Genomic DNA, 23875 nt, shown 5'->3' on the forward strand with positions numbered 1-23875 from the left:
AATCTGCTTGGCTTCCGACTGCTTCGACTTGGTGGTGGCCCGCATAAACCGCGGAATCGCCAACGCCGCCAAGATACCAATGATCACAACCACGATCATCAGTTCGATCAGGGTGAAGCCCTTCTGGCCTCTCTGGAGTTTAGAGAACATTACAACCTCCTCATGAGTTGGTTTGTTATGCGATTTGCTGTTTTCCATATCGTCAAACAGTGTTTCAAAACTGAAACAATTCTCAGTTTTCCGAGTCGTCCATGCCCGGCGTGACCTGCAGTTCGCCTAACTCGTTGATAGTCCATTGGTCTTGGGTCGGGTCGTCATCAAGAATCCCGCTGGTCGCCGTTGCAGTAAAAGTTGTCGGCGTGCCGGCAATCGTATAGCTGTAGCGCGCCGGCGTCCGCATATCGACCCAGATTTCCGCAAAGGCGTTGGGCGTAACCGAATTGGCCACTGTGCCGCCTGGCGGAATCCAGTAAGTGTTGTTCTGCTGAAAGTAAGTCGACTGGTTATTGTGGATCTGCTTGAGAATGAGCTTCGCTTCGGATTGCTTGGATTTCGTGCTGACCGCGATGAAGCGCGGAATGGCCATCGCCGCCAGAATCGCGATGATTACGACGACGATCATCAGTTCGATGAGCGTGAATCCGCTATGATCAACTGTTCTGCGTTTCATCTTTTCTCCTTGCCAATCGTCAGGGAAAGCCCAAGCAAGGATGATGCCCGATCTCTGCCTGATCGTAATTCCCTTTCTGACCGCCGCTTGCGCCGGCGTCGCTTCCGCCGTCATGAAAGCAGCGACTCAAATCAGCGGAAACTGCACCGCCGCCCTCGCAAAGTGCAAGACTCCCCGCTCAACTCCGGATTACTACTGCGCGGAATCTTTTTCCCCTTCTCGCTTCAACCCGTAGCGTTCGATCTTGCGGTAGAGTGTCGATGCGTCGATCCCGAGAAGCTTCGCCGCCTTGGTCTTTTGCCAATTTGTCTGGTTGAGAATCCAATAGATGTACGCTTTCTCGATCGACTCCAGCGTTGGATTGCCGGCATCGCCGGAAGCCGTCACCTCGACTTCTTCGCTCTTCTGCAATTTGTCGGGGAAATCGGCGGCCGTGATGACATTGCCCTTTGACAGCAAGAACGCGCGCGTGATCGTGTTCTCCAATTCGCGCACGTTGCCCGGCCACTCGGCGTGGGCGATTAGTTCTTCGGCATCTGTACCGAGGGTCTTCGGCTCCGCGTCGTGTTTCGCTCCCAGCCGTTGAAGAAAGTGGTTCGCCAACAGAAGGATATCCTCGCGGCGCTGGCGCAGCGGCGGCAAGGTGATCGGCAGGACATTCAGACGGTAGAACAGATCGGCGCGAAATCTCCCGGCTTTGACATCGCCTTCCAGATCGGAGTTGGTGGCCGCCAGCAGACGCACGTCCACTCGCACCGGCGTCGTCGAGCCGACCGGAGTGAACTCCTGCGTCTCCAGCGCGCGCAGCAGCTTAACCTGCAGCGCCGTCGAGAGATTACCAATTTCGTCGAGGAACAAGACGCCGCCGTCCGCTACTTGGAACAGTCCATCCTTGTCGCGGATGGCACCGGTGAACGACCCGCGTTTATGGCCAAAGAGCTCGGATTCAAGGAGCAACTCGGGGATGGCGCCGCAATTGATCGCGACGAACGGTTTCTCGCAGCGGCGGGAATGGCCGTGGATCGCGCGCGCAATCAAGTCCTTGCCGGTGCCGCTTTCGCCGAGGATCAATACCGTCGAATCGGACGCGGCAATCTGCTTCACCAGCTCTTTCAGTTTGACCACCGCCGGCGCGTTGCCGATGAAACGATCGAGCGTGAACTTTCCGGCCAACTCATCCTTGAGCTTCTGGTTTTCGCGCCGCAGTTCGCGATTTTCCAGCAGGTTCCTGATGACGTGCTTGATCTCGTCAACCTTAAACGGTTTAGTGATGTAATCATCGGCGCCGCGCTTGAGCGCGTCGACCGCGGAATCAACCGAGGCAAACGCCGTCATGACGACAAAGTGCAGATCGTCGCGCCGCTTCTTGGCTTCGACGAGCAACTCGATGCCCGACATCTCCGGCATCATGATGTCGGAGATCACCAGGTCCGGCGCTTCGCTTTCGAGCAGAGTGACGGCAGCCTTGCCCGATTGCGCCGTCGAGACTTCATAGCCCTCTTTGCGCAGCATGATTTCCATGAAGTTGCACATCGACTCTTCGTCGTCGACCACGAGGATACGCGGGATCTTGCTCACTCTGCCAGTTTCGGCAAAATGCAAGAGTTCTGAAGACGCTTGTTTCGAAGTGGAGCAGCGCCCGATCATTGACAATCGACTGCTTTCCTCTATATTCCCACCATGTCCGACTTGCTTCAGAATCTTAACGACACCCTCACGCGGCACATCCGGCCTGACACGTTTCCGCTGGCCATCAAGATGTGCAAGAGCGACGACGACCTGCCGCCGCGGGTCAAGCGCCCCTTTCGTGACCTGGGCTACAAATCGGCGATTTGCCAGGGAATCGCGGTAGCGCGCCGCTATGGCTACGTCATCGCCCTCGGCCATGAGGACATTTCCTGCCCGTTGGCCAAATCTGCGTTCGGCTTCGAACCGCTGGTCGAACACTTCACGAGCGGCTGTTGTTGCGAGGGGATGTACACCGAGACGGCGCAGGCCGGCGCGCGCACGGAAAGCGAGTTGCCCAAATTCTCGTTCCGCGAGTACAAGTACTTCCTGACCGCGCCGCTCGAGCGCACCGCTTTCGAGCCGGACGTCATCCTCATGTACGGTAATTCCGCGCAAATCATGCGGCTGCTGGCGGCGTCACTCTGGAAATCGGGCGGGTATCTGCACTCGCGCTTTTCGTCGCGGCTCGACTGCGCAGATATCTGTATCGAGACGATGCAGACGCAAAAACCGCAGGTGATACTTCCCTGCTACGGCGACCGTCTCTTTGGCGGGACGCAGGATCACGAGATGGCGTTCACATTCCCGCATCAACTGAGCCAAACGATGATCGACGGCCTTGAGGGCACGCACAAGGGCGGTATCCGCTACCCGATCCCGGCCTATTTGCGGTTCACGGCCGAGTTTCCCGAAAAATATCGCGAACTGGAGGACTACTGGAAGAATGAGCGCGGCTGAGATGAGTTACTTGACCGAAGAGGACGTGCTGGCGCGCTTGCGCGAGGTCGCTTCAGCGCCCGACTCTCGCGAGCGCCTGCCGCTGGAGGTCGTTCATATCCTCAAGCACAACTACCCCCACTATGATTGGGTGGGAATCTACATTCTGGACAAGCCAGATGAACTGGTGCTGGGGCCGTTTCTCGGCAAGCCGTCACCGCATGTGCGCATCAAAACCGATTCCGGTATTTGCGGTGCTGCGGTTCTGCACGAGGAGACGATCATCGTCGACGACGTCAACGCCGACCCGCGCTACCTGGCCTGCTCGCTCGAGACCAAATCGGAGATCGTTGTGCCGGTCTTCAAGAACGGCAAAGTCGTCGCCGAAATCGACATCGACTCGCACACCCATGCCGCTTTCACCGACAAGGATCGGCAACTGCTGGAGCAGGTGGCGGAGATACTGGCGGCGGCGTACTGAGCGCCAGAATCGTGCCTGATCTGTCCGATCGGAAATTTGCTCTGCTATATGTGCCCGGTCCGCAGTCGGCCGTACTCCTGCGATCAGTCCGAATACTGCGACTGCTGCCACTCCTCACGAACACGTTCGCGAAACTTGCGATCCAGCGCCATCCGGAGCAGGCAGCAGATTAGCCTTACAACCTCTGCCAGTCGTTTCATGGCCGCCGTGATCCCTTGATCCAGTGTTCGAGGATCTCGGCGACGATAAAGCCACAGGCGATGCCTAATACAAATCCCAACAGAAACACCATGACTCGGTCCCTTTGCTGATGGCCAACCCTTGTAAGTGCATATTAACTCCGATTCGAACTTCGCGCAATCCCGAATTCTCTTATCTGGAGCCCCTAAACCGCCGTCACCGCCCGCCCTTTTCCCGCTTGACTACGCCCGTTTCCCCCCTTAATTGGCACGGAAGGGTTTGTCCATAGGAGCGTTTTCATGTCGGAAAAATTCGACGTCGTCATCATCGGTGGGGGGATTCTCGGGTGTTCGATCGCGTTCTATCTTGCCAAGAAGAAGTTCGGGAAAATTGCTGTCGTTGAGAAGGAAATGTACCTCGGCAACGGCGCCACCGCCAAGTGCGCCGGCGGCATCCGCGCGCAGTTCGGCACCGAGATCAACGTCCGCATGTCGATGCTTTCCGAAGACAAATTCGAAACCTTCAAGGAAGAAACCGGCGCCGAAGTCCAGTTCGATCAGGTCGGCTACTTGTTCCTGCTGACGAACGAAGATCACGTCGCCAAGTTTCGCACGCAATTTGCGATGTGGCAGCGCCTCGGGCATCCGGTGGAGTGGCTTTCGCGCGAAGAAATCAAGAAATTGGCGCCGCCGCTCTTTGTTGACGACGTTCTCGCCGGCACGTTCTCCCACCGCGACGGCATCGGCGATCCGCATCAGTTTACGCAGGGCTATGTCGCTGCCTGCCGGCGGCTCGGGGTGAAGTTCTTTCTCGAGCACGAGGCGATCGGCATCACACATACCGGCGACGTGCTCACCGGAGTCAAGACGGCCAAAGGTGATTTCGCCACCGACACGATCGTCAATTGCGCCGGCCCGCATTCGGCCATCGTTTCATCATGGCTGGGGATCGATTTGCCGGTGAAACCGTATAAACGACAGATCGTGACCACTGCGCCGCTCGATTTCATCAGCGACACGTTCCCAATGGTGGTCGATATCGGCTCCGGGTTGTACACGCACAAGGAGTCGGCCGGGTTGTTACTGGGTTGGGCTGATAAGGACACTCCGGAAGGTTTCGATGAGTCGGCGCACCCCGACTATACCGAGGCAATTTTGATGAAGGGCCTCGATCGGATTCCGCAGTTGGAGACGGCACAGATCAAGACCGCCTGGGGCGGCCTGTACGATACCACACCGGACCATCACGCGGTTCTCGGCTCGAGCGGCGTGATTCCGAAGTTTTATCAGGCGAACGGTTCATCGGGCCACGGCTTGATGCATGCACCGGCCGTCGGTATTGTGATGTCGGAGTTGATCTGCGGCGAGCCGACGACGATCGACATTTCCTCGCTCTCGCCGCACCGCTTCGCGGACAAGGCGTTGATCGAGGAAAACACGGTAATCTAACGGAGGACTTCGCTGCCAATGACTGATCGCCACTTGAGACGCGTGCTCCCAAGCCCGACCAGCCTGTTGACAATTACCTGCCTTCTGATTCTGATCAGCCTTTCGTCGGCGGTAGCGGCGCGCTTTCCGCTGAATCCGCCGATCGAAGTTACCGTCGACGCTCCCGATTCCAGCGTGGAGTTGGTCGGCCGCCTTGAAATCCCCCACGCCAGCCTGGTGAAGAGCGGCAAGCCGCCGTTGTTGATCCTCTTGCACCAATTCGGCATGAGCAATGTCAACTGGGGCATGTTCACCGAACAATTGCTGCGCAACGGCATCGCTTTTCTTGCGATGGACCTGCCCGGACATGGCTTGTCCATCTATGATCTCAAGCAGCAGAAGAATCGGCCGCCGTACAGCTACTACACCGGCGAACTTCTCAACTTCCCGCAGGATGTTGCGGCGCTGGTGGAGCAGACGATCCGGCTCCATCACGATCGCGTCGACACGACCCGGATCGCCGTCCTCGGCGCCGGACTTGGTGCCAACGTCGGATTGCTTTACGCCCACAACGATCCGCGCGTGAGGTACATCGCGCTGGTATCGCCGGGACTGGAGTTCAACCAGCTGCGGATTGCGCCGGTACTGCGCGAATTTGACGACCGCCCGATCATGATTGCGTACTCGGACACTGACGTCTATGCCGTGCAAACGGTCGACCTCCTGACCGATATCATCCCGCGCAAATTCGATCTTTTCGTGAGTTCGTCGATGTATGCGGGCAACCGGCTGCTCAATAGCGAGCCCGCCCTGCAAGTCAAGGTCCTTGATGATCTGAGGAGATTTCTTGTAAGGGAGAAATGAGCGCCGGAGCTTAGGCTCTCTCGCGGCGGCTTCGTCGTGGCGAATCGACTAACAGCACGAGCGCCGCAGTCAGCACCACGGCCAAAAGTGCTAATCCAATGTAGCGAACCGCGGGATTCGCCAACCACTCGCTGACAACGATGCTGAGTGTTTCCGGCCGTGCCGCCAGCTGTCCGGCGATGACATCATTACCCCTTGAGAAAAACTGGCTGAACGTCCAATAGGCCAGCGCCGCAAACGCCGCGCTCGCACCAAACACCGCAAACAGATAGCGAATCACGGTGGCCCAAACGCCCAGCACCGGAAACTCACCAACCACTTTCCTGGAGAAGTCCGCAGGTAACGTCGAGTCATTGGCCCTCAGGTAGTTGTCGATCCGGTGCCCGATCGTGAGCATGCCGACGCAGCGAGAGCAGACATCGAGGTGGCTTCTTACAGCCTCATCTCGATCCTGGTCAAGTTTGCCGGCCAGGAACTCGTTTAGTTGCCAGCGAATTTCGCGACACTCGCTCATAGCAGCTCCTCCGGACGATACTTCCCGGTTACGATCTCTTTGAGCGCGCGCTTGCCGCGATGGAGATAGGTCTTAACGGTGCCGATCGGGATTTTCATCACTTCCGCGATTTCAACGTAACCGACGCCGCGCAGGTAGAACAGCCGCAAGGCGGTGGCATAGTGAATCGGCAATTGCGCCAAGGCCTCCTCGATCACGCGGCTGCAAAACAGCGATTGATACACCTGGTCCGGGTGCGATGCCTGGTCGGCGGCGAGATACTCGTGCTCTGACAGCGAGACTTGCTCCAGCCTCTTTTTCGCACGCTCCGCCAAAGCGAGATTCAAAGCAATTCGATAAAGCCAGCTTGAAAACTTCGCATCGCCACGAAACGAGCCGAGATTCTTGAAGGCGCGAATAAACGCCTCGTACGTTAGTTCCTCGGAGCGCCCGGGATCGTCGAGCATCCGGTTGATCAGCGCAAACACCCGGTCTTTGTAGGCGTCGGTCAGCCGCGCCAGTGCCGGCTGCTCGCCGACGCGGGCCCGCTCGACTAATTCGCGGTCGTGATCGATGATGGCTGTTTGCATGAGTATATAGACTGATTTTTCTCCAAAAAGTTGCGGGAAATGAAACCAATTTCGGTTTCCGGCGGTCTAAAGAGCGAAACAAGGAGTCTACATGTGGAGGCTTGATCTTACTGATGTCTTTGGCATGCTCACCGGGATTATTCTCGGTCTTGGCTTTTTTGCCCTCGTCGCGTTCTTAGTCTATTTGTTCGTGTACAAGCGCATCAAGATGAATCATGAAATGCGGCTGGAGATGATCCGCCAGGGTCGCGACCTGCCGGTCGACACCGAGCGCTACGGCAGCCTCAAGGCCGGGATCGTCTTGATGGCGGTCGGCGCCGGTTTCCTGCTGGCGATGATTTTTGAAGGCGTAAACAGCGGCCATTCGCCGGGTGCGGAACTGGTCTTTGCGTTTGTGCCGATGTTGACGGGCTTGGGGCTGGCAATCTTTCACTTCGTCGCCCGCGCCGGTAATGGGACGAATCGGCGCGAGCAGTTCAATCGCTATCCTTCCGAGTCGCTGGACTCCTGAAGGTCAATCATCTTGGTGTCATCGACATAGGTTGTCGTCCGCGCTTCATTCAACTTCATCAGTTTGCTCACGGCATCGCGGATGCGCAGACTGCTCTCCTCGATCAGCCGCAAGCGCTTGATCACATCCGCCGGCAAACCTTCCGTCTTCATCAACAGGAGCTGCACATTACCGAGGACGACGGTCAGCGGATTATTGATCTCGTGATTGAGCGTCGCCGTTGTTTCCTTGACCGCGTCGAGCCGTGCGGTGCGAATTTGCCCGACCTGCCCAAGCGAATTGCGGATCGCCGCTGCCATCACCTCGATGAATTCCTGCTCCAGGGCAATATTGCGCGAGCCGATGCAGATGCCGGAAACGGTGCCGAGCGTGCGGTCGCCGCTCTTGATGACGTAAGAGAATATCGATTTCAGGCCATCCGCGTTCAGCGTGGAATACAAGGTTTCGATGCCGAATTGGGTCCGCATTGACGCGATCATTCGTTCCTCCAGCCCCGCGAGCGCGGCCACCAGATGAGCATTGCCTTCGGCGATCTCGACCAGCGGCTTGCCTTTGTCGTCCAGGACCACCAGCGATCCGGCCGCCACTTCGAGGGCGTCGAGCGCAGCCGCGAGTGCTTCCCGCAGATACGACTCGGCCGCCTTCGGCTCTGTCGGCGCTGTCAAGATTTTGCGCAGCGACTCGTATTTCTGTCTATCACGATTGACCATACTGACCCAAGGAAATAGCTTGCGCAAACGCTGTGCCGCCCGCTTCGATTCCAGAGACGATTCTCCCCTAAACCGACCCCTGAGACGATTCTGCTAATCAGCAGTATTACAATGGGTTCCGAGGCTGCTCCTGCGTCACTCTCTTCACCAATATAGCCTCTCATGACGATGACGGCAATCGATTCTGCAATTTCCTTCGCTTTTGCTGCACTCTGCGCAGCCTTTTGCGCCGTATTAGTACTTTGGGGCGGGGTTAAAATGTTGTTGACAGCGGTCTTGTGGCCTCTATCTTAAGCGATTTTTCGAGGCTGGAATGTCGGACGATCTGCGTTGTGAGTGCGGTGTTTTCGGAATCTTCGGGGTCCCGAATGCTGCGGAACTAACCTACTTTGGGCTCTACGCCCTCCAGCATCGCGGCCAGGAAGCTGCCGGAATCGTGAGCTTCGACGGCGAGACACTTAACGAAGTCCGCGGCCAGGGGGAGGTCAACAACGTCTTCAGTCGCCATGATCGGCTGTCGGTACTCAAAGGCGACCGCGCGATCGGCCACAATCGTTACTCCACGGCCGGGGCCTCCGTGATCCGCAATGTTCAGCCCCTCGTGATCACAATCAAGGGGCAGAAGATCGCAATCGGTCACAATGGAAATCTCACGAATAACGAATCGCTGAAGAACAAGCTCGAACAAAGCGGATCAATCTTCCAAACCACCTCGGACACTGAGGTGATCCTGCATCTGATCGCCAAGAGTCACAAGCCGCGATTGCTTGATGCGATCTGCGATGCTCTCAAGAAAATCGAAGGCGCCTATTCCCTGCTGTTCTTGACCAAAGACGGGATCGTTGCCGCGCGCGACCCGCATGGTTTCCGACCGCTGGCACTCGGCAAACTGGGCGACAAGTGGGTCGTGGCGAGCGAGACCTGCTCATTCGACATCATCGGTGCGCAATATGTCCGCGACGTCAAACCTGGGGAAGTTGTCGAGCTGACTACGGAGGGCGTGCGCTCGGTCTTTCCGTTTCGCAGGCGCAAGCATGCGTTTTGCATCTTTGAGTTCATCTATTTTGCGCGTCCCGATTCCAAGATTTTCGAGGAGAACGTCGACAAGATTCGCCGCCGCCTCGGGCGCTACCTGGCGTTGCAGCATCCAGCCGAGGCCGATATCGTCATCTCCGTGCCCGACTCGTCCAATACTGCGGCACTCGGTTTTTCGGAACAGTCGAAAATCCCCTTTGAATTCGGACTGATCCGCAATCACTACGTCGGCCGCACTTTCATCGATCCCAAGCAGGATATCCGCGATCTCGACGTGAAGGTTAAGTTCAATGCGGTCAAGGGTGTGCTCAAGGACAAGCGCGTGGTCGTGGTGGATGATTCCATTGTGCGCGGCACGACGATGAAGAAGCTGATCAAGATGATCCGCGAGGCCGGCGCCAAGGAAATCCATCTGCGGATCTCGTCCCCGCCGATCATCTCGCCCTGCTTCTACGGCATCGACATGCCGACCAAGCAGGAGCTGATCGCGGCCAATATGTCGGTCGAAGAGATCGGCAACTACCTCGGTGTCGACTCAATCGGCTATCTGTCGATCGACGCCATGCTCTCGATGCATTCGCTGCCCAAGGAGAGTTTCTGCGTCGCCTGTTTTTCCGGCAAGTACCCGACCAAGATCGCCAACAAGAACGGCCGCCTGCTCTCTCACGCCGAAACCGCTGAAGACCCCAAGCGGACGTTTGCCAAGCGCTCACGCAAGCTCAGGGTGACGGCGTAGCGGCGATCGCTACCTCCCTATCCTGATTACCTGCACACCCCTTCCAAACCCTGTCATTGCGAGGAGCGAACGCAGCACTGACAATCCCGCCGCGTTCTCTCGCGACGAGGCAATCTCAATTTCGTTAAAGCTGCCCCTTTATCTCGCCGTAACCGCGGTCAGCCCCTCAAGCGGATACCATTGGTGCGGGAAGATACCGATCGCGAACACCGCCACGACGGCGACGATCAACGCCAGCAGGAGAAACGCCGGCAGCGCCGGCACTGAAATCGGTTGGACGTCCTTGTCGGCCATGAACATCTTGACGATCACGCGCAGATAGTAGTAGACCGAGATCAGGCTGTTAATCACCGCGATCACCACCAGTGCATAGTAGCCCTCAGCCAATGCGGCTTTGAACAGCACCAGCTTGCCGACAAATCCCGCGGTCGGCGGGAAGCCCGCCAACGAGATCATGAAAATCAAGAGCAAGACCCCCAAAAGCGGCCGGGTGCGCCCCAGGCCGGCGTAGTCGTTGATCGTCGCGACTTCGTCGTGAGCATGTGACGAATCGACCAGGCTGATAATCATGAAGGCGCCGAGATTCGTGAGGGCGTAGCAGAGCAGATAGAACGCCGCTGCGGAAGCCGCTTCGGCCGTCCCGACCACCAGCGCGATCATGATGTAGCCGGCGTGGGCAATCGACGAGAACGCCAGCATGCGCTTGAAATTCTCCTGCCGCAACGCCATGATGTTGCCCACAATCATCGTCGCCACCGCCAACACCCAGAACAATGGTTCGAGCTGTGCCTGGAAATCTTGGTAGCCAAAGCTGAAGATGCGCAGCATTGCCGCAAATGCCGCCGCTTTCGGTCCTGCCGACATGAAGCCGGTCACCGGTGAGGGCGCGCCTTCGTAGGCGTCCGCCGCCCACATATGGAACGGTACCGCCGCCACCTTGAAGCCCAACCCGACGATCAGCAGTGCCGCTCCGATCAGGAGGAACGCGTCGATGCCCGGGGTCTGCCGGAAGTAGGTCAGCACGTCGTTAATCGCGAACGTGCCGGTAACACCGTAGATGAACGCAATCCCCAGCACGGTAAAGCCGGTGGCAAACGCGCCCAGCAGGAAATACTTGATCGCGGCTTCGGTTGAGCGTAATTGCGTTCGCGCGAAACCCGCCAGCACGTACAACGAGACCGACATGATTTCCAGACCGAGGAAGATGACGAGCAGATTCGTCGTCGAGGCCATCACCATCATGCCGTAGGTCGCGAAGAGCACAAGCGGATAAAACTCGCCGTGGTTGTTTTCCTTCTTCTTGAGATAGTCGAGCGACATGAAGATCGTGAGGATGCCCGCGGCCAGAAAGATCATATTGAAGAACAAGCTGAATTCGTCGAGCACGAACTGGCCGGAGAACGTCGAACCCTGCTCGCCGATTTGCTGGCCGCAAAGCACGAGGGCCAGGGCCATGCCGATCCAGCTCAAATGGCCGATCCATTCCTGCCGCCGCTCGGACACAAACGGCTGCAGCAACATCGTCAGCAGCGCGGAAACACACACCGTCAATGACGGCGCGATTAACCACCAATCAACCGATTGAAATGACATCTGTTCCTGTCTTACTCAATCTCCGGCGGCAACTGCCGCCAACTTAAAATCCTCAGGACCCGCCGAAACCGACGGTCACCTTGCCATTCTCAAATATCACCGGCACGCGCCGGCTGCCGCCCTGCAGCCGCTGAGCTTCTTCCGCCGCACCCGGCGTCGTGTGCACGTCCAGCTCCTCAAACGCCACGCCCCGCGCCTTGAAATCTTCGCGCGCCGAGGCGCAATACGGGCAGCCGACTTTCGTATAAAGTTTCACCGCACCCATGACTACTTCTCCGCCTTCGTCACCCAGTTGGCCTTATCAACAGTCTCGTACATTTGCGACAATTGCACCTTGCGCGCTTCCGCCTGTCGGATCAAGTTCGTCACCGACGGCGCCATCGCCTCGAAAATCGGTTTCGGATACAGGCCGATCCAGAAAATCAGCACGACCAGCGGCGTCAGCACGGCCCACTCGCGCAGATTCAGATCGGTTAGACCTTGATTTTCCGGATTCTCAACTTTGCCCCAGACCACGCGCTGGAACATCCAGAGCATGTAAGCCGCGCCGAGCACGATGCCGAACGTCGCGATGACAGCGTAGGTCACATTGAACTTGAAGGTACCGAGCAAGATCACGAACTCACCCACAAATCCATTCGTCCCCGGCAAACCGATCGATGAGAGCGTCACGATCATAAAGAAGGTGGCAAAAATCGGCATCACTTTGAACAAACCGCCGAAATCGGCGATCAGGCGCGTATGCCGGCGCTCGTAAATCATCCCGACGATCAAGAACAGGGCGCCGGTCGAGATGCCGTGGTTGAGCATCTGCATGATCGAGCCGCCCACACCTTGGTCGTTGAGCGCTACCATCCCGATCATGACGAAGCCCATGTGCGCAACCGAGGAGAATGCCACCAACGACTTGACGTCCTTTTGCACCATTGCCACCAGAGCGCCATAGATGATCCCGATCAACGACAGCACCGCAATCGTCGGCAGCCACGCTTCGAACGCGTTCGGAAACATCGGAATGCAGTAACGCAGAAAACCGTAGGTGCCCATTTTCAGCAGCACGCCTGCCAGGATCACCGAGCCCGCCGTGGGCGCCTGCACGTGCGCATCCGGCAACCAGGTGTGGAACGGAAACACCGGGACCTTGATCAGAAACGCCAGCGCAAAGGCGACAAAGAGCCAGTTTTGTACCCCGGGGCCGATCGCCAGCCGATAGTAGTCTTGCAGCGCAAATGAGTAGACGCCGGTCGTCTTGAAATGGATCAGCACCAGCGCGATGATCGCCACCAGCATCAGCAGCGATCCGAACATCGTAAATAACACGAACTTGATCGCGGCGTAGATGCGATTGATGCCGCCCCAGATGCCGATCAGGAAGTACATCGGGATCAGCATCACTTCCCAGAAAATGTAGAACAGGAACAGGTCAAGCGAAACAAAGACGCCGATCATCCCGACCTGCAAAATCAGCAGCGAGATCATGAAGCCCTTGAGCCGATCCTTGACCGCATTCCAGGCGGAAAGGACCGAGATCGGCATCAGTACCGTCGTCAGCAGCACCAGCAGCAGACTGATACCGTCGATACCGAGGTTGTAGCTGATTCCCAGCGATTGAATCCAGGGGACTTGCACCGTAAACTGCATCGCCGAGGTCGTTGAATCGAAGTGGAACCATAGATGCAGCGACAGGACGAAAGTGACCAGCGTTGTTGCCAGCGTGATCATCTTGATTGCCTGCTCCGACTCCTTGCGAACGAACATCAGCAGCAGGACGCCGACCAGCGGGAAGAATGTCACTAATGTAAGAATCGCTTGATCCATGATCACCTATTCAACAATAAGTAGCCGACGACAAACACCACGCCGGCCAGGAAGATGAACGCGTAACCGCGCACCATGCCGGTCTGCGCCTTGCGCAACACTCCGGAAAACTGCCCCAAAAGCCAGGCCGAGCCGTTGACAATCCCGTCGATCACCAGCACGTCGAATTTCTGCCACAGGAAGACCGACAGATTTACGCAGGGCGTGACGATCGCTTTGTCGTACAGCTCATCTACGTAATACTTGTGATAGATCAACTGGTAGACGCCCCCCAGCTTCTGTTCCATCACGTCGGTCTCGACCCGATTCAGATAGAGCCGCCGCGCCGCCAGAATTGCGATGAGCACCAGCACGATGCTGGACACGATCAGCAGATATTCCATCGCATGCGAGTAATGCCCTGCTTCATTAAGCTTTCCGATCTCGGCTCCAGGGGCAAACACCGGGTGCAGGAAATGCTCGAACCACGCGCCGCCACCCAATACTGCCGGCCAACCGATCAGCCCGCCGATCACCGACAGCACGGCCAGTACCATCAACGGCACGGTCATCACTTTCGGCGACTCATGCACATGCTCAGCGGTATGGTGATCGTAGCGCGCTTTGCCGTAGAAGGTCATGAATATCAGTCGGAACATGTAGAAAGCGGTCAGTCCGGCGGTCAACACCGCGACGACCCAGAAGATCGGCGATCCGAACGGCGAGGAAAACGACTGCCACAGAATTTCGTCCTTCGAAACGAAGCCCGCCAGCGGCGGAATCCCCGCAATCGCCAGCGTCGCGATCATCATCGTCCAGAACGTCGTGGGCATCTTGTCCTTCAAGCCGCCCATCTTGCGCATATCCTGTTCGTCGCTCATCCCGTGTATCACCGAGCCGGCGCCGAGGAAAAGCAGCGCCTTGAAGAACGCGTGCGTCATCAGGTGGAAAATGCCCGCGCCAAATGCGGCGACGCCGCAGGCCAGGAACATATATCCGAGTTGACTGACCGTCGAGTAGGCCAGCACGCGTTTGATGTCATTTTGGAACAGACCGATAGTCGCCGCGAAGATCGCCGTAAACAACCCGATCAGCGCCACGACCAGCAAAGTTGTCGGCGCCATCATGAAGATCACATTACAGCGCGCGACCATATAAACGCCGGCAGTCACCATCGTGGCCGCGTGGATCAGCGCCGACACGGGTGTCGGGCCTTCCATGGCGTCCGGCAACCAGACATAGAGCGGCACCTGCGCCGACTTGCCGGTCGCACCGAGGAATAACAGCAGCGTCGCGGCCGTAACAATCCCGCCGCCAAAGGCGAGCTGCTCCGGCGCCAGATTCATCACTTCGGCGAAATTGACTGTCCCCAGATGCCAGAAGAGCAGGAAAATACCAAGCGAGAAGCCAAAGTCGCCGATGCGGTTGACAATGAACGCCTTCTTGCCCGCATCCGACGCCGATTTGCGCTCATACCAGAATCCGATTAACAGGTACGAGCAGAGGCCGACCCCCTCCCAACCGACATACATCAGCACGAAGTTGTTGGCCAGCACAAGGATCAGCATCGCGCCGGTGAATAGATTCATATATGTGAAGAAGCGTGAGTAGTCCCTGTCGTGCGCCATGTACCCGATCGAGTAGATGTGGATCAAGAACCCGACGCCCGAGACCACCAGGATCATGACTGCCGAGAGCGGATCAAGCAGGAAACCGAAGTCGGCGTTGAAACTGCCGACCGGAATCCAGGAATACAGCGACAACTCGAACACGCGGGCTTCGGCGGGCAGACCCATCAACTCCAGCACGGCGTAAATGGAGAGCAGCAGCGAGGCCAGTACCGAACCGCAGGCGATATACCCGACGGCGGGTTTCGGCAAGCGCCCGCTGAGGAGACCGTTGATCAGGAATCCGAGCAACGGCATCAACGGTATCAACCAGATCAGCTGCATTCGTCTTCTTCTCCCGTCCGCACTACCACTTCAACAGGTTGATTTCGTCGATATTGGCGCTGTCGCGGTTGCGGAACAGCGCGATGATAATCGCCAGCCCCACCGCTGCCTCGGCCGCCGCCACGGTCATGACGACAAACACCATGACGTGGCCGCCCATCGTGCCCAGGTCGCGCGAAAACGCCACCAGCGCCAAGTTCGCCGAGTTAAGCATCAGCTCGATCGCCATGAAAATGATCATGATATTGCGAGCAATGATGACGCCCAGCATGCCGATCACGAAGATCACTCCGGCGACAATCAGGTACCATTCCAGCGGAATCATCGCTACAGCCTCTTCTTCGCCATGACTACGGCGCCCAGCACCGCCACGATCAGCAGCACTGACGTCAATTCAAACGGATACAGGTAATTCGTAAACAACTCCATGCCGACACCCTGCACCGAACCGAAGTCGGGCGCCAGTTGCACACGCGGCGCCTTGGCCGCCAACGACGACTGCACCGCAACGATCGTCTCCAGCAGCAGCACAACGGCAAACGCGATCGCCAACGGCTTGAAGCGCATCTTGATGTCTTTGCCGAAATCTTCCCGCCGTAAATTCAGCAACATGATCACGAACAGGAACAACACCAGCACGGCGCCGGCGTAGACAATCACCTGCAGCATCGCCAAAAAGGCGGCATGGAGGGAGATAAAGAGCACCACTTGCGCCACAAACGAGGTGAGCAGATACATCACCGCGGCAATCGGATTGCGCTGGGAGATCACCAGGACCGCCGACACAATCGCCACCGCCGCAGCGCCGATGAAGATCGCCAGTTCCATTAGTGCGGATGCTGCTCCTGCTGCCAGTCGACGCGCCGCAGCGGCCGGAGAAACTTCACCTCCGACGGCTTGGTGCGCGGCCACTTGACCAGCAAATCGTCCTTCGTATAGATAAACTTGTCGCGATGATCCGCGGCAAACTCGTACTCGCGCCCGAGAAAGATCGCTTCTTCCGGACAGGCTTCTTCGCAGAAGCCGCAGAAGATGCAGCGCAGCTCGTTGATCTCGTAGATCTTCGCGTAGCGCTCGCCGCGCTCGGTCTCCGCTGGTTCCATATAGATCGCATCCGCCGGACAGGAGGCCGCGCAGAGTCCGCAACACACGCACCGCTCGCTGCCGTCGCTGTCGTAGCGCTCCAGGAAATGCAGACCGCGATAGCGCGGCATCATCGGTTCTTTGACGAACGGATAATTGAGCGTGACCGGCTTGTGGAACATCTGTTTGAGCACGGTAAACATGCCGATCGGGATGGCGATGAAAATCTCTTTGAGCACGCGCAACATCGTCAACCTCCTATAGCTGCGTCACCAGCGCCGTGATCAGGATATTGGCCAGCGCCAGCGGAATCAGCACGTACCAACCAAACTTCATCAACTGGTCGTAGCGGAATCGCGGCAGCGACCCGCGCAGCCAGATGTAGAAGAACAAGAACGCGAAACACTTGATGATGAACCACAAAATCGGCGGCAGGAACGGCCCCTGCCAGCCGCCCAGGAACACCGTCGTCGCGACCGCCGCAACCGTGACCATATTAGCGTATTCGCCAACGAAGAACAGCCCGAAACGCATCGACGAGTACTCAGTGTGATATCCGGCCACCAGTTCCGACTCGGCTTCCGGCAGGTCAAACGGCGCCCGATTGGTCTCGGCGATCGCGCAGGTGAGATACAGCAGAAATGCCAGCGGCTGCTTGAAGATGTACCAATCGAGAATCGACGATTGCTGCTGGACGATCTCCACCAGATTCAATGTCCCGGCCAGCATGATCACGCCGATGAAAGACATCCCGAGGCCGATCTCGTACGAAATCATTTGCGCCGAGGAGCGCAAGCCGCCGAGCAGCGAAAATTTGCTGTTCGGCGCCCAACCCGCCATGATGATGCCATATATCCCCAACGACGTGACGGCGAGGATAAACAACAGCCCGAGGCTGAAATCCGAGATCACCAAATTGATTTCGCGGCCAAACAGCGTGATCGTATCGCCAAACGGGACCACCGCAATCGGCAGCATCGCCGGAATGAAGGCCATCAGCGGCGCCAGCAGATACAGCGGCTTGTGCGCGGCGGCAGGAATAAAATCTTCCTTGAAGAGCAGCTTGACCAGATCCGCCACCGGTGTCAGCAGTCCCTTGAATCCGGCCGTGTTCGGCCCGATGCGCGACTGCATCATCGCCAGCACCCGCCGCTCCAGATAGGTCAGCCAGGCGCATGCCAGCAGCAGCACGGTGAGTGCGACTACGGACTTAATCAGGGCGATGACGGCGATTTCCAGCATTCTACATCTCAGCGATCTTGACGAGATCGAACTTCTCTTTCAAACCCGTGAGTAAATTCGGTTTCAGTTCATCGAAGTTCTCCGGCACCAACACCATCTTGTCCGGCAAGCCGGCGATCACGCGTACCTTGACGACGACTTTTCCGGTCCGCGACTCGACCTTGATCAAGTCGCCCTCCGAGATACCAAGAGCCTTCGCTTCGCCTTCACTGATCCCGACGTACGGTTCGTTGGCAAAGCGCATCAAGCTCTCGCTCCGTTCCGTCAGGGTCCCGCGATGATGATCGGCGTTTTCAATCGCCAGATAGTACGGGTACTCGCTGTCGGCCGGCACCGGATGATATTCGACCGGAACCAGTCCGGCACGTTCAATCTGCGACTCGGCGCGCAGGAGACATCCATCGGCCGTGAACTGCGCAAAACGTTCCGGCAAGTTCGACAGGATCTTTCTCATTTCTGCATACACATCCGCTTCGTGCGGTTGGTCAAAGCTATTCCCCAGCGCATCTGCCAGCAGCTCGATGATTTCGCAACCCGGCTTGGCCTGGAACGTCGGCTTAATCGCCCCTTGCGAGTATTGCACCCGGCCTTCCCAGTTCGTCCGCGTCCCCTCGAATTCGGCGAAACTGGTTCGTGGCAGCAGAACATCTGCGAGCCGCGCCGTATCCGTCATAAAGCTATCGATCACGATCAGCGTTTTGAGCTTCTCCAGTACTTCCTTGGCGTAGACGCCGTCGGCGAAACTGCGTGCCGGATCGCTGTTGAACACAAAGCCGCATTCAATCTCGTCCTCATTGATGGCATCCAGGATCGCCAGCGTATCCTTGCCGACTGAGTCCGAGATTGGCCCGCGCCAGAGGTCTTCGAATTTTGTTTTCCCGTCCATGCCCAGCTTCCCCGGCAGTCGATCCGGCAGCGCACCGAGCCATTCGGCGCCCACCGAGTTGGAGTCGGTCGGCATAACCAGGAGCTTGGCTGATTTGCAGACCCGGCGCAAGTCATGTAGCGCCGCCAATTCTTCGTCGCGAAATGGGTAGCGCCCGAAGTCGCTCCCGGTGAGAATGACCGTCGTCTCCGACTTCGCCAGAGCAGCGATTGCTGCCTCCAGGTCCTCTGGTTTGAGGCCGGCGTTAGCTGCGATTTTGTCGAGACCGAGCGCGGCGTGCTGCTTGCGGAACTCCGCGATCGCGGCATCACTGATTCCCATCGATGCCTGGTCCAATCCCGGCTGGCCGAGCAAGCCGTTAATCAGCCCCAGCAGCGCCAGGACTCCGGCGCCGGGCTTGTGCATCAACTGGATCGCGCCTGTCCGTACCGCCAGATGGGTCGGTCGCGCATTGATAGTGATCAGCCTGGCGTCGCGGTGCCGGATTCCCCGTTTCAACCGCAGCGCAGTGATCGGATTCTCAGTATGCAAGTCGGACGCATAGACCACGTACGTGTCCGCCTGATCGAGATCGTCGTAAGTGCCGACGTCCGGCGCGATGCTCTTGCCGTTGATTTCCGTGGTCAGACTCAGCCGGCGCTTACGGTTCAAGCGGTGGTCGATGTTGTTGGTCCCAATGACGCGGCGCAGGAATCGCTGGAAGGAATAAACCTCTTCGTTGCTGGAAGTCGGCCCGATCAGACCGAAGAAGCCGCTTCCGGAAAGCTTCGTCTTGTGCTCGGAGACGTGTCTCTTGATGAAGTCGAGCGCTTCTTCCCAACTCGCCTCAACCAACTGTCCGCCCTTCTTGATCATCGGCGTCTTCAGCCGGTCGCTGCTTTGTACATATTGATATCCGTACCGCCCGACGTCGCAGATGAAACCGCGATCGATCTTCTCGTTGGGATGCGCCGTTGCCCGGAAGAGCTTGTTGTGGAACGACCACAGGGTCAGATTGCAGCCGTCGGGACAGAGCGAACAGACCACATTCGCCTGCTTGGTCAGCCAGACGCGCACCTTGTAGCGCCAGTCGGTATTTGTCAATGCGCCCACCGGGCAGTATTCGACGACGTTTCCGGAATACAGATTGCGAATCTCGCGTCCGGGCGGCGGCAGGATTTCCGTGTGATAGCCGCGCTGATAGGCGCCGAGATCGTCCTCGAAGCACACCTCATCCGTGATGCGGGTGCAGCGATAGCAGTGGATGCAACGGTTCTGATTACGGATGATCTCCGGCCCGATCCGGTAGTCGTCGAACGTCGAATCCGCGTCGACGATGAACCGGTGCTTCGGCTCTTCCAGACGGCTGTAATCCAGACCGTATTTGAAAGTGATATTCTGCAAGTCGCACTCGCCGCCTTTATCGCAAGTGGGACAATCGAGCGGATGGTGCGCGAGAATAAACTCCAACACTCCCTGTCGCGCCTTGACCACCTTCGGCGACTCGGTGTGCACAACCATACCGTCGGTCGCCGGCGTCGCGCACGCCACCTGTAGCTTGGGAAACTTCTCAATCTCGACCAGGCAAATGCGACAGGCGCCCACCGGCACCAGTTGCGGGTGCCAGCAGAAGACCGGAATATCGATCCCGGCGGCCAGCGATGCCTGCAGCACCGTTTGTCCTTTGATGACCGGAACCGTCTTGCCGTTGACTGTAATCGAGAAGTCGCTCATGATCTCAGCCTGAAATTCGATTTCACCTTGCAAGTCTTGTGCTCGATGTGATGCACGTATTCGTCTTTGAAATGCCTGAGAGTCGTCAGCACCGGCACTGCGGAGGCGTCGCCCAGCGCGCAGATCGTATTGCCCTCGATGTTGTGCGCCAGATCCTCCAGCGTCGCCAAATCCTCCGGTTTGCCCTGGCCGTGCTCGATACGGTGGACGATCTCGTAGAGCCAACCCGTCCCCTGCCGACACGGCGTGCACTTGCCGCACGACTCGTGCATGTAGAAGTGCGCCAGCAGCTCCGCCACCCACACCATGCACGTCTCTTCGTGCATCACGATCACAGCACCCGAACCCAGCATCGAACCCGCCGCCTGCACCGACTCGAAGTCGAGGGGCGTGTCGAGCTGATCCGGCAAGAGCACCGGCACCGAAGATCCACCCGGAATCACGGCCTTCAACTTCTTGTCATCGAGAATCCCGCCGGCGAAATCGTAGATCAGCGTCCGCAGCGGCGTACCCAGTTCGAGTTCATAGTTGCCCGGTTTCTTCACGTGTCCCGACACCGAGAAAATGCGCGTGCCGGTTGACTTCGGCGTTCCCATTGCCGCATACCACTGTGCGCCCCGCATCACAATGCGCGGCAGATTCGCCAGCGTCTCGACGTTATTCACTACGGTCGGACAGGCGTATAATCCCGATACCGCCGGGAATGGCGGCTTAATCCGCGACAAGCCCTTCTCGCCTTCCAGTGACGACAGCAGTGCGGTTTCTTCACCGCAGATATAGGCGCCGCCGCCGCGGTGCAGCACCAGTTCCAGATCATAACCTGATCCGAGAATATTCTTGCCCAGGAAGCCGCGGGCGTAAGCATCGCTGATTGCCTTCTCGATCCGCCGCATGCTCAAGTCGTACTCGCCGCGAATGTAGAAGAAGGCGATATGGCAGTCGATCGCCCGGGCTGCAATCAAGACGCCCTCGATCACGTTGTGCGGATCGTTTTCCATCAAGACGCGGTCCTTGCAGGTGCCCGGCTCCGATTCGTCGGCGTTGCAGCAGAGATATTTTGGCTTCGGGGAGTTCTGCGGCACGAAGCTCCACTTCAGACCGGTCGGAAATCCCGCGCCGCCGCGCCCGCGCAGACCGGAATCTTTCACCAGCTGCACCAGGTCTTCGCGCTTGATCTCCTTGAGCACCTTGGCCCACGCCTTGTAAGCGCCGAGCTCGATCGCGCGATCGATGTTGTGCAGATTCGGATCGTCGATATGCTCGAACAGCACGCGCTTCTGCGCGCCGATGGCGGCTTCCATGATCATTTTGCGGCTTTCCATTCTGCGATCAACTGGTCAACCTTGGCCTGCGTCAGATTCTCGAAGTACTTCTCATTGACCTGCATCATCGGCGCCGAACAGCAACTGCCGAGGCATTCGACTTCGACGACGGTAAACAATCCGTCTTTCGTCGTCTCGCCCAGCTTGACGCCGAACTTGGTCAGCAAGTACTGCGTGAGATGGTGCGAGCCCATCAAGGCGCAGGAGATGTTGCGGCAAACCTGAATTAGGTATCTGCCGCGCGGCGCCTTGGGGAACATGGTATAGAACGAAGCAGCCTCGGCCACTTCGATGAACTTCACGCCCAGCACCTCGGCGATTTGCTCGTACATCTGGTCGTTGAGGAATCCGTGTTCCTCGTAAGCCAGATGCAGTGCCGGCAGGATCGCCGACCTGATCTTGGGATAGCGCGTTCCCGCTTGTGAAATCTTTAACTTTGTATCTTGTGACAAAATCATCGATCCACTTCTCCCAGTACGATGTCGATCGAGCCGATACAGGCAATCACATCCGCCAGCAGCCGGCCGACAACCAGCTTCGGCAGCGCCGCGATATTGACGAAACTCGGCGGCCGCACGCGCATCCGGTACGGCATCGGTGACCCGTCCGACACCATGTAGAAACCGATCTCGCCCTTGGGCGACTCGATCGTCACATAGACTTCACCCGGCGGCGGACTGAAGCCTTCGGTAGTCAACTTGAAATGATAAATCAACGCTTCCATCGAGTACAGGGTCTCTTCCTTGGTCGGAAGCACGACTCCCGGCGCGCGCGCGCGAAAACGGCCATCCGGCATCCCGGCCAGCGCCTGCTCGATAATCCGCAGCGATTGCCGCATCTCCTCCATGCGCACTTCGTACCGGCCGAAACAGTCGCACCGGTCCGAGGTCGGAACCTCAAATTCGAATTTTTCGTACGACGAATACGGCCGCGCCTTGCGGAGGTCGTGTTTGACGCCCGAAGCCCGCAACAGCGGACCGGTTACGCCCGACTTGATCGCTTCTTCCTTCGTCAGGCGGCCCACGCCGATCGTGCGGTTGCGCCAGATGCGGTTGTTCGTCAGGATGTCTTCGTACTCTTGCAGCCGCCGGCGCACGTTGGTAACCATCGTCTGGACCAGGGAGCCGAAATCCTCCGGCAAATCTTCCGCCAGTCCGCCGATGCGGAAGTAGGTTGACATCATCCGCTGACCCGAAACCGCCTCGTAGATCTTCAGGATATCCTCGCGCTCGCGGAATGCGTAGAGCACCATGCTGAGTGCGCCGATATCGAGCGCGTGCGTGCCCAGCCACACGAGATGCGAATTGATCCGTGTCGCCTCCGCCAGCAGGACGCGCGCCCATTGCGCTTTCGGCGGGATTTCAACGCCCAAAAGTTTTTCCACTGCCAGACAATAGCCGAGATTGTTCGACATCGGCGCCAGATAGTCCATCCGGTCGGTCAGTGGAATCGCCTTATAATAAAGCTTGGCCTCCGCCGTCTTCTCGATCCCGGTGTGCAAGTACCCGACCTCTGGCCGGCAACCCACCACCGTCTCGCCGTCAATATCCAGGACCACGCGCAACACGCCGTGCGTCGCCGGGTGTTGTGGCCCCAGATTGATGGTCATCAACTTCTGGTCCATGCCTACTTGATGACCTCCGGCGGTTCGTCCTTATTGTAAGTAAACTGGGGGACTTCGTAGGTGAGCGGATAGTCCTTGCGCAGCGGATGCCCCTCGAATCCTTCCCAGGTCAGGATGCGGCGCAGATCGGGATGGCCGGTGAACTTCACGCCGAACAGATCATACACTTCCCGTTCCAGCCAATTCGCGCCGTCCCATTCGCTACAGAGTGAATCGATCGGTTCTTCCTCGCCAACACGTACCTTCACCCGCACATAATCGCGCAGGTCGAAGGAATAGAGATGATAGACAACTTCGAAGCGCTTGGGACGGTCGAGCCAGTCGGTGGCGGTGATGTCGGAGAGATGGAGATACTTCAGTGCCGGGTCGTCGCGCAGAAACCGGACAACCGCGAGCAAATCGCCTTTGTCGATCAGAAAGGTCAATTCATCAAACGCAGTTGAGGTCTCGAGGAGCTTCTCCCCAAACCGCGCAACGACCTTATCCCTGGTAGTAATGTCCATGCAGAAAAGCGCGTGCCT

25 protein-coding genes are annotated in these 23875 nt (G+C 57.9%); 6 read left to right on the forward strand and 19 right to left on the reverse strand.

All coding sequences use genetic code 11. The annotated features are described in order from the left end of the window. The 3 genes from IT585_08420 to IT585_08430 form a co-directional block, all read right to left on the reverse strand. A partial coding sequence (locus tag IT585_08420; GenBank protein ID MCC6963260.1) for a prepilin-type N-terminal cleavage/methylation domain-containing protein occupies nucleotides 1-150 on the reverse strand: 150 nt, incomplete at its 3' end. 82 nt (nucleotides 151-232) lie between these two features. Then, nucleotides 233-670, reverse strand: coding sequence for a prepilin-type N-terminal cleavage/methylation domain-containing protein (locus IT585_08425; protein ID MCC6963261.1), 438 nt, complete (start codon nucleotides 668-670; stop codon nucleotides 233-235). A gap of 192 nt (nucleotides 671-862) precedes the next feature. Next, complete coding sequence (locus tag IT585_08430; protein ID MCC6963262.1) at nucleotides 863-2248, reverse strand: sigma-54-dependent Fis family transcriptional regulator; 1386 nt, start codon at nucleotides 2246-2248, stop codon at nucleotides 863-865. 102 nt (nucleotides 2249-2350) lie between these two features. Between IT585_08430 and IT585_08435 the strand changes: the two genes are divergently transcribed. From IT585_08435 to IT585_08450, 4 genes are all read left to right on the forward strand, one after another. Further along, complete coding sequence (locus IT585_08435) at nucleotides 2351-3136, forward strand: DUF169 domain-containing protein (protein MCC6963263.1); 786 nt, start codon at nucleotides 2351-2353, stop codon at nucleotides 3134-3136. Between the two features lies 1 nt (nucleotide 3137). Continuing rightward, nucleotides 3138-3596, forward strand: a complete 459-nt coding sequence (locus IT585_08440; protein MCC6963264.1) for a GAF domain-containing protein — start codon at nucleotides 3138-3140, stop codon at nucleotides 3594-3596. Nucleotides 3597-4075: 479 nt separating this feature from the next. Then, the gene (locus IT585_08445; GenBank protein ID MCC6963265.1) at nucleotides 4076-5224 is read left to right on the forward strand and encodes an FAD-binding oxidoreductase; all 1149 of its coding nucleotides are present in this window, start codon (nucleotides 4076-4078) and stop codon (nucleotides 5222-5224) included. A gap of 18 nt (nucleotides 5225-5242) precedes the next feature. Beyond that, nucleotides 5243-6067, forward strand: a complete 825-nt coding sequence (locus tag IT585_08450; GenBank protein ID MCC6963266.1) for an alpha/beta fold hydrolase — start codon at nucleotides 5243-5245, stop codon at nucleotides 6065-6067. Nucleotides 6068-6077: 10 nt separating this feature from the next. Here IT585_08450 and IT585_08455 read toward each other — a convergent pair whose 3' ends face one another. Next, nucleotides 6078-6581, reverse strand: coding sequence for a zf-HC2 domain-containing protein (locus tag IT585_08455; GenBank protein MCC6963267.1), 504 nt, complete (start codon nucleotides 6579-6581; stop codon nucleotides 6078-6080). Continuing rightward, nucleotides 6578-7150 (reverse strand): sigma-70 family RNA polymerase sigma factor, encoded by a 573-nt coding sequence (locus IT585_08460; protein MCC6963268.1) that lies wholly within the window; start codon nucleotides 7148-7150, stop codon nucleotides 6578-6580. Before IT585_08460 ends, IT585_08455 begins: the two co-directional genes overlap by 4 nt. A gap of 91 nt (nucleotides 7151-7241) precedes the next feature. Between IT585_08460 and IT585_08465 the strand changes: the two genes are divergently transcribed. Next, on the forward strand, nucleotides 7242-7661 hold the full coding sequence (locus IT585_08465) for a hypothetical protein (GenBank protein MCC6963269.1): 420 nt from the start codon (nucleotides 7242-7244) through the stop codon (nucleotides 7659-7661). On the opposite strand, the gene IT585_08470 is transcribed toward IT585_08465, so the two are convergent. Next, nucleotides 7634-8326: a hypothetical protein gene (locus IT585_08470; protein ID MCC6963270.1), complete on the reverse strand. Its 693-nt coding sequence runs from the start codon at nucleotides 8324-8326 to the stop codon at nucleotides 7634-7636. The two genes, IT585_08465 and IT585_08470, sit on opposite strands and share 28 nt — an antisense overlap. 358 nt (nucleotides 8327-8684) lie before the next feature. Here IT585_08470 and IT585_08475 point away from each other — a divergent pair, with 358 nt between their 5' ends. Further along, nucleotides 8685-10142, forward strand: coding sequence for an amidophosphoribosyltransferase (locus IT585_08475; protein ID MCC6963271.1), 1458 nt, complete (start codon nucleotides 8685-8687; stop codon nucleotides 10140-10142). A 138-nt stretch (nucleotides 10143-10280) separates the two neighbouring features. Here IT585_08475 and IT585_08480 read toward each other — a convergent pair whose 3' ends face one another. From IT585_08480 to IT585_08540, 13 genes are read right to left on the reverse strand one after another with little or no spacing between them, the layout of a single operon-like run. Beyond that, a complete protein-coding gene (locus IT585_08480; GenBank protein ID MCC6963272.1) occupies nucleotides 10281-11735 on the reverse strand; it encodes an NADH-quinone oxidoreductase subunit N in 1455 nt (484 codons plus the stop codon). A 52-nt stretch (nucleotides 11736-11787) separates the two neighbouring features. Then, nucleotides 11788-12000 (reverse strand): glutathione S-transferase N-terminal domain-containing protein, encoded by a 213-nt coding sequence (locus IT585_08485; GenBank protein MCC6963273.1) that lies wholly within the window; start codon nucleotides 11998-12000, stop codon nucleotides 11788-11790. A gap of 2 nt (nucleotides 12001-12002) precedes the next feature. Continuing rightward, nucleotides 12003-13553 (reverse strand): NADH-quinone oxidoreductase subunit M, encoded by a 1551-nt coding sequence (locus IT585_08490; protein MCC6963274.1) that lies wholly within the window; start codon nucleotides 13551-13553, stop codon nucleotides 12003-12005. 2 nt (nucleotides 13554-13555) lie between these two features. Further along, entirely contained in the window at nucleotides 13556-15484 is a 1929-nt protein-coding gene (nuoL, locus tag IT585_08495) for an NADH-quinone oxidoreductase subunit L (GenBank protein MCC6963275.1), read from the reverse strand. A 22-nt stretch (nucleotides 15485-15506) separates the two neighbouring features. After that, complete coding sequence (gene nuoK, locus IT585_08500; GenBank protein ID MCC6963276.1) at nucleotides 15507-15809, reverse strand: NADH-quinone oxidoreductase subunit NuoK; 303 nt, start codon at nucleotides 15807-15809, stop codon at nucleotides 15507-15509. A 2-nt stretch (nucleotides 15810-15811) separates the two neighbouring features. Beyond that, nucleotides 15812-16312: an NADH-quinone oxidoreductase subunit J gene (locus tag IT585_08505; GenBank protein ID MCC6963277.1), complete on the reverse strand. Its 501-nt coding sequence runs from the start codon at nucleotides 16310-16312 to the stop codon at nucleotides 15812-15814. After that, entirely contained in the window at nucleotides 16312-16815 is a 504-nt protein-coding gene (nuoI, locus tag IT585_08510; protein MCC6963278.1) for an NADH-quinone oxidoreductase subunit NuoI, read from the reverse strand. Before nuoI ends, IT585_08505 begins: the two co-directional genes overlap by 1 nt. 10 nt (nucleotides 16816-16825) lie before the next feature. After that, nucleotides 16826-17809 (reverse strand): NADH-quinone oxidoreductase subunit NuoH, encoded by a 984-nt coding sequence (gene nuoH / locus IT585_08515; protein MCC6963279.1) that lies wholly within the window; start codon nucleotides 17807-17809, stop codon nucleotides 16826-16828. Between the two features lies 1 nt (nucleotide 17810). Then, entirely contained in the window at nucleotides 17811-20408 is a 2598-nt protein-coding gene (nuoG, locus tag IT585_08520) for an NADH-quinone oxidoreductase subunit NuoG (GenBank protein MCC6963280.1), read from the reverse strand. After that, on the reverse strand, nucleotides 20405-21709 hold the full coding sequence (gene nuoF / locus IT585_08525; GenBank protein ID MCC6963281.1) for an NADH-quinone oxidoreductase subunit NuoF: 1305 nt from the start codon (nucleotides 21707-21709) through the stop codon (nucleotides 20405-20407). Before nuoF ends, nuoG begins: the two co-directional genes overlap by 4 nt. A 2-nt stretch (nucleotides 21710-21711) precedes the next feature. Next, nucleotides 21712-22188 carry an NAD(P)H-dependent oxidoreductase subunit E gene (locus tag IT585_08530; GenBank protein ID MCC6963282.1) on the reverse strand — a complete coding sequence of 159 codons (477 nt, stop codon included), beginning with the start codon at nucleotides 22186-22188 and terminating at the stop codon, nucleotides 21712-21714. Continuing rightward, entirely contained in the window at nucleotides 22185-23354 is a 1170-nt protein-coding gene (gene nuoD / locus IT585_08535; protein ID MCC6963283.1) for an NADH dehydrogenase (quinone) subunit D, read from the reverse strand. Before nuoD ends, IT585_08530 begins: the two co-directional genes overlap by 4 nt. 2 nt (nucleotides 23355-23356) lie before the next feature. Continuing rightward, complete coding sequence (locus IT585_08540) at nucleotides 23357-23857, reverse strand: NADH-quinone oxidoreductase subunit C (protein MCC6963284.1); 501 nt, start codon at nucleotides 23855-23857, stop codon at nucleotides 23357-23359. Between the last annotated feature and the right edge of the window lie 18 nt (nucleotides 23858-23875).

The organism is Candidatus Zixiibacteriota bacterium (assembly GCA_020853795.1).
Lineage (GTDB): Bacteria > Zixibacteria > MSB-5A5 > CAIYYT01 > CAIYYT01 > JADJGC01.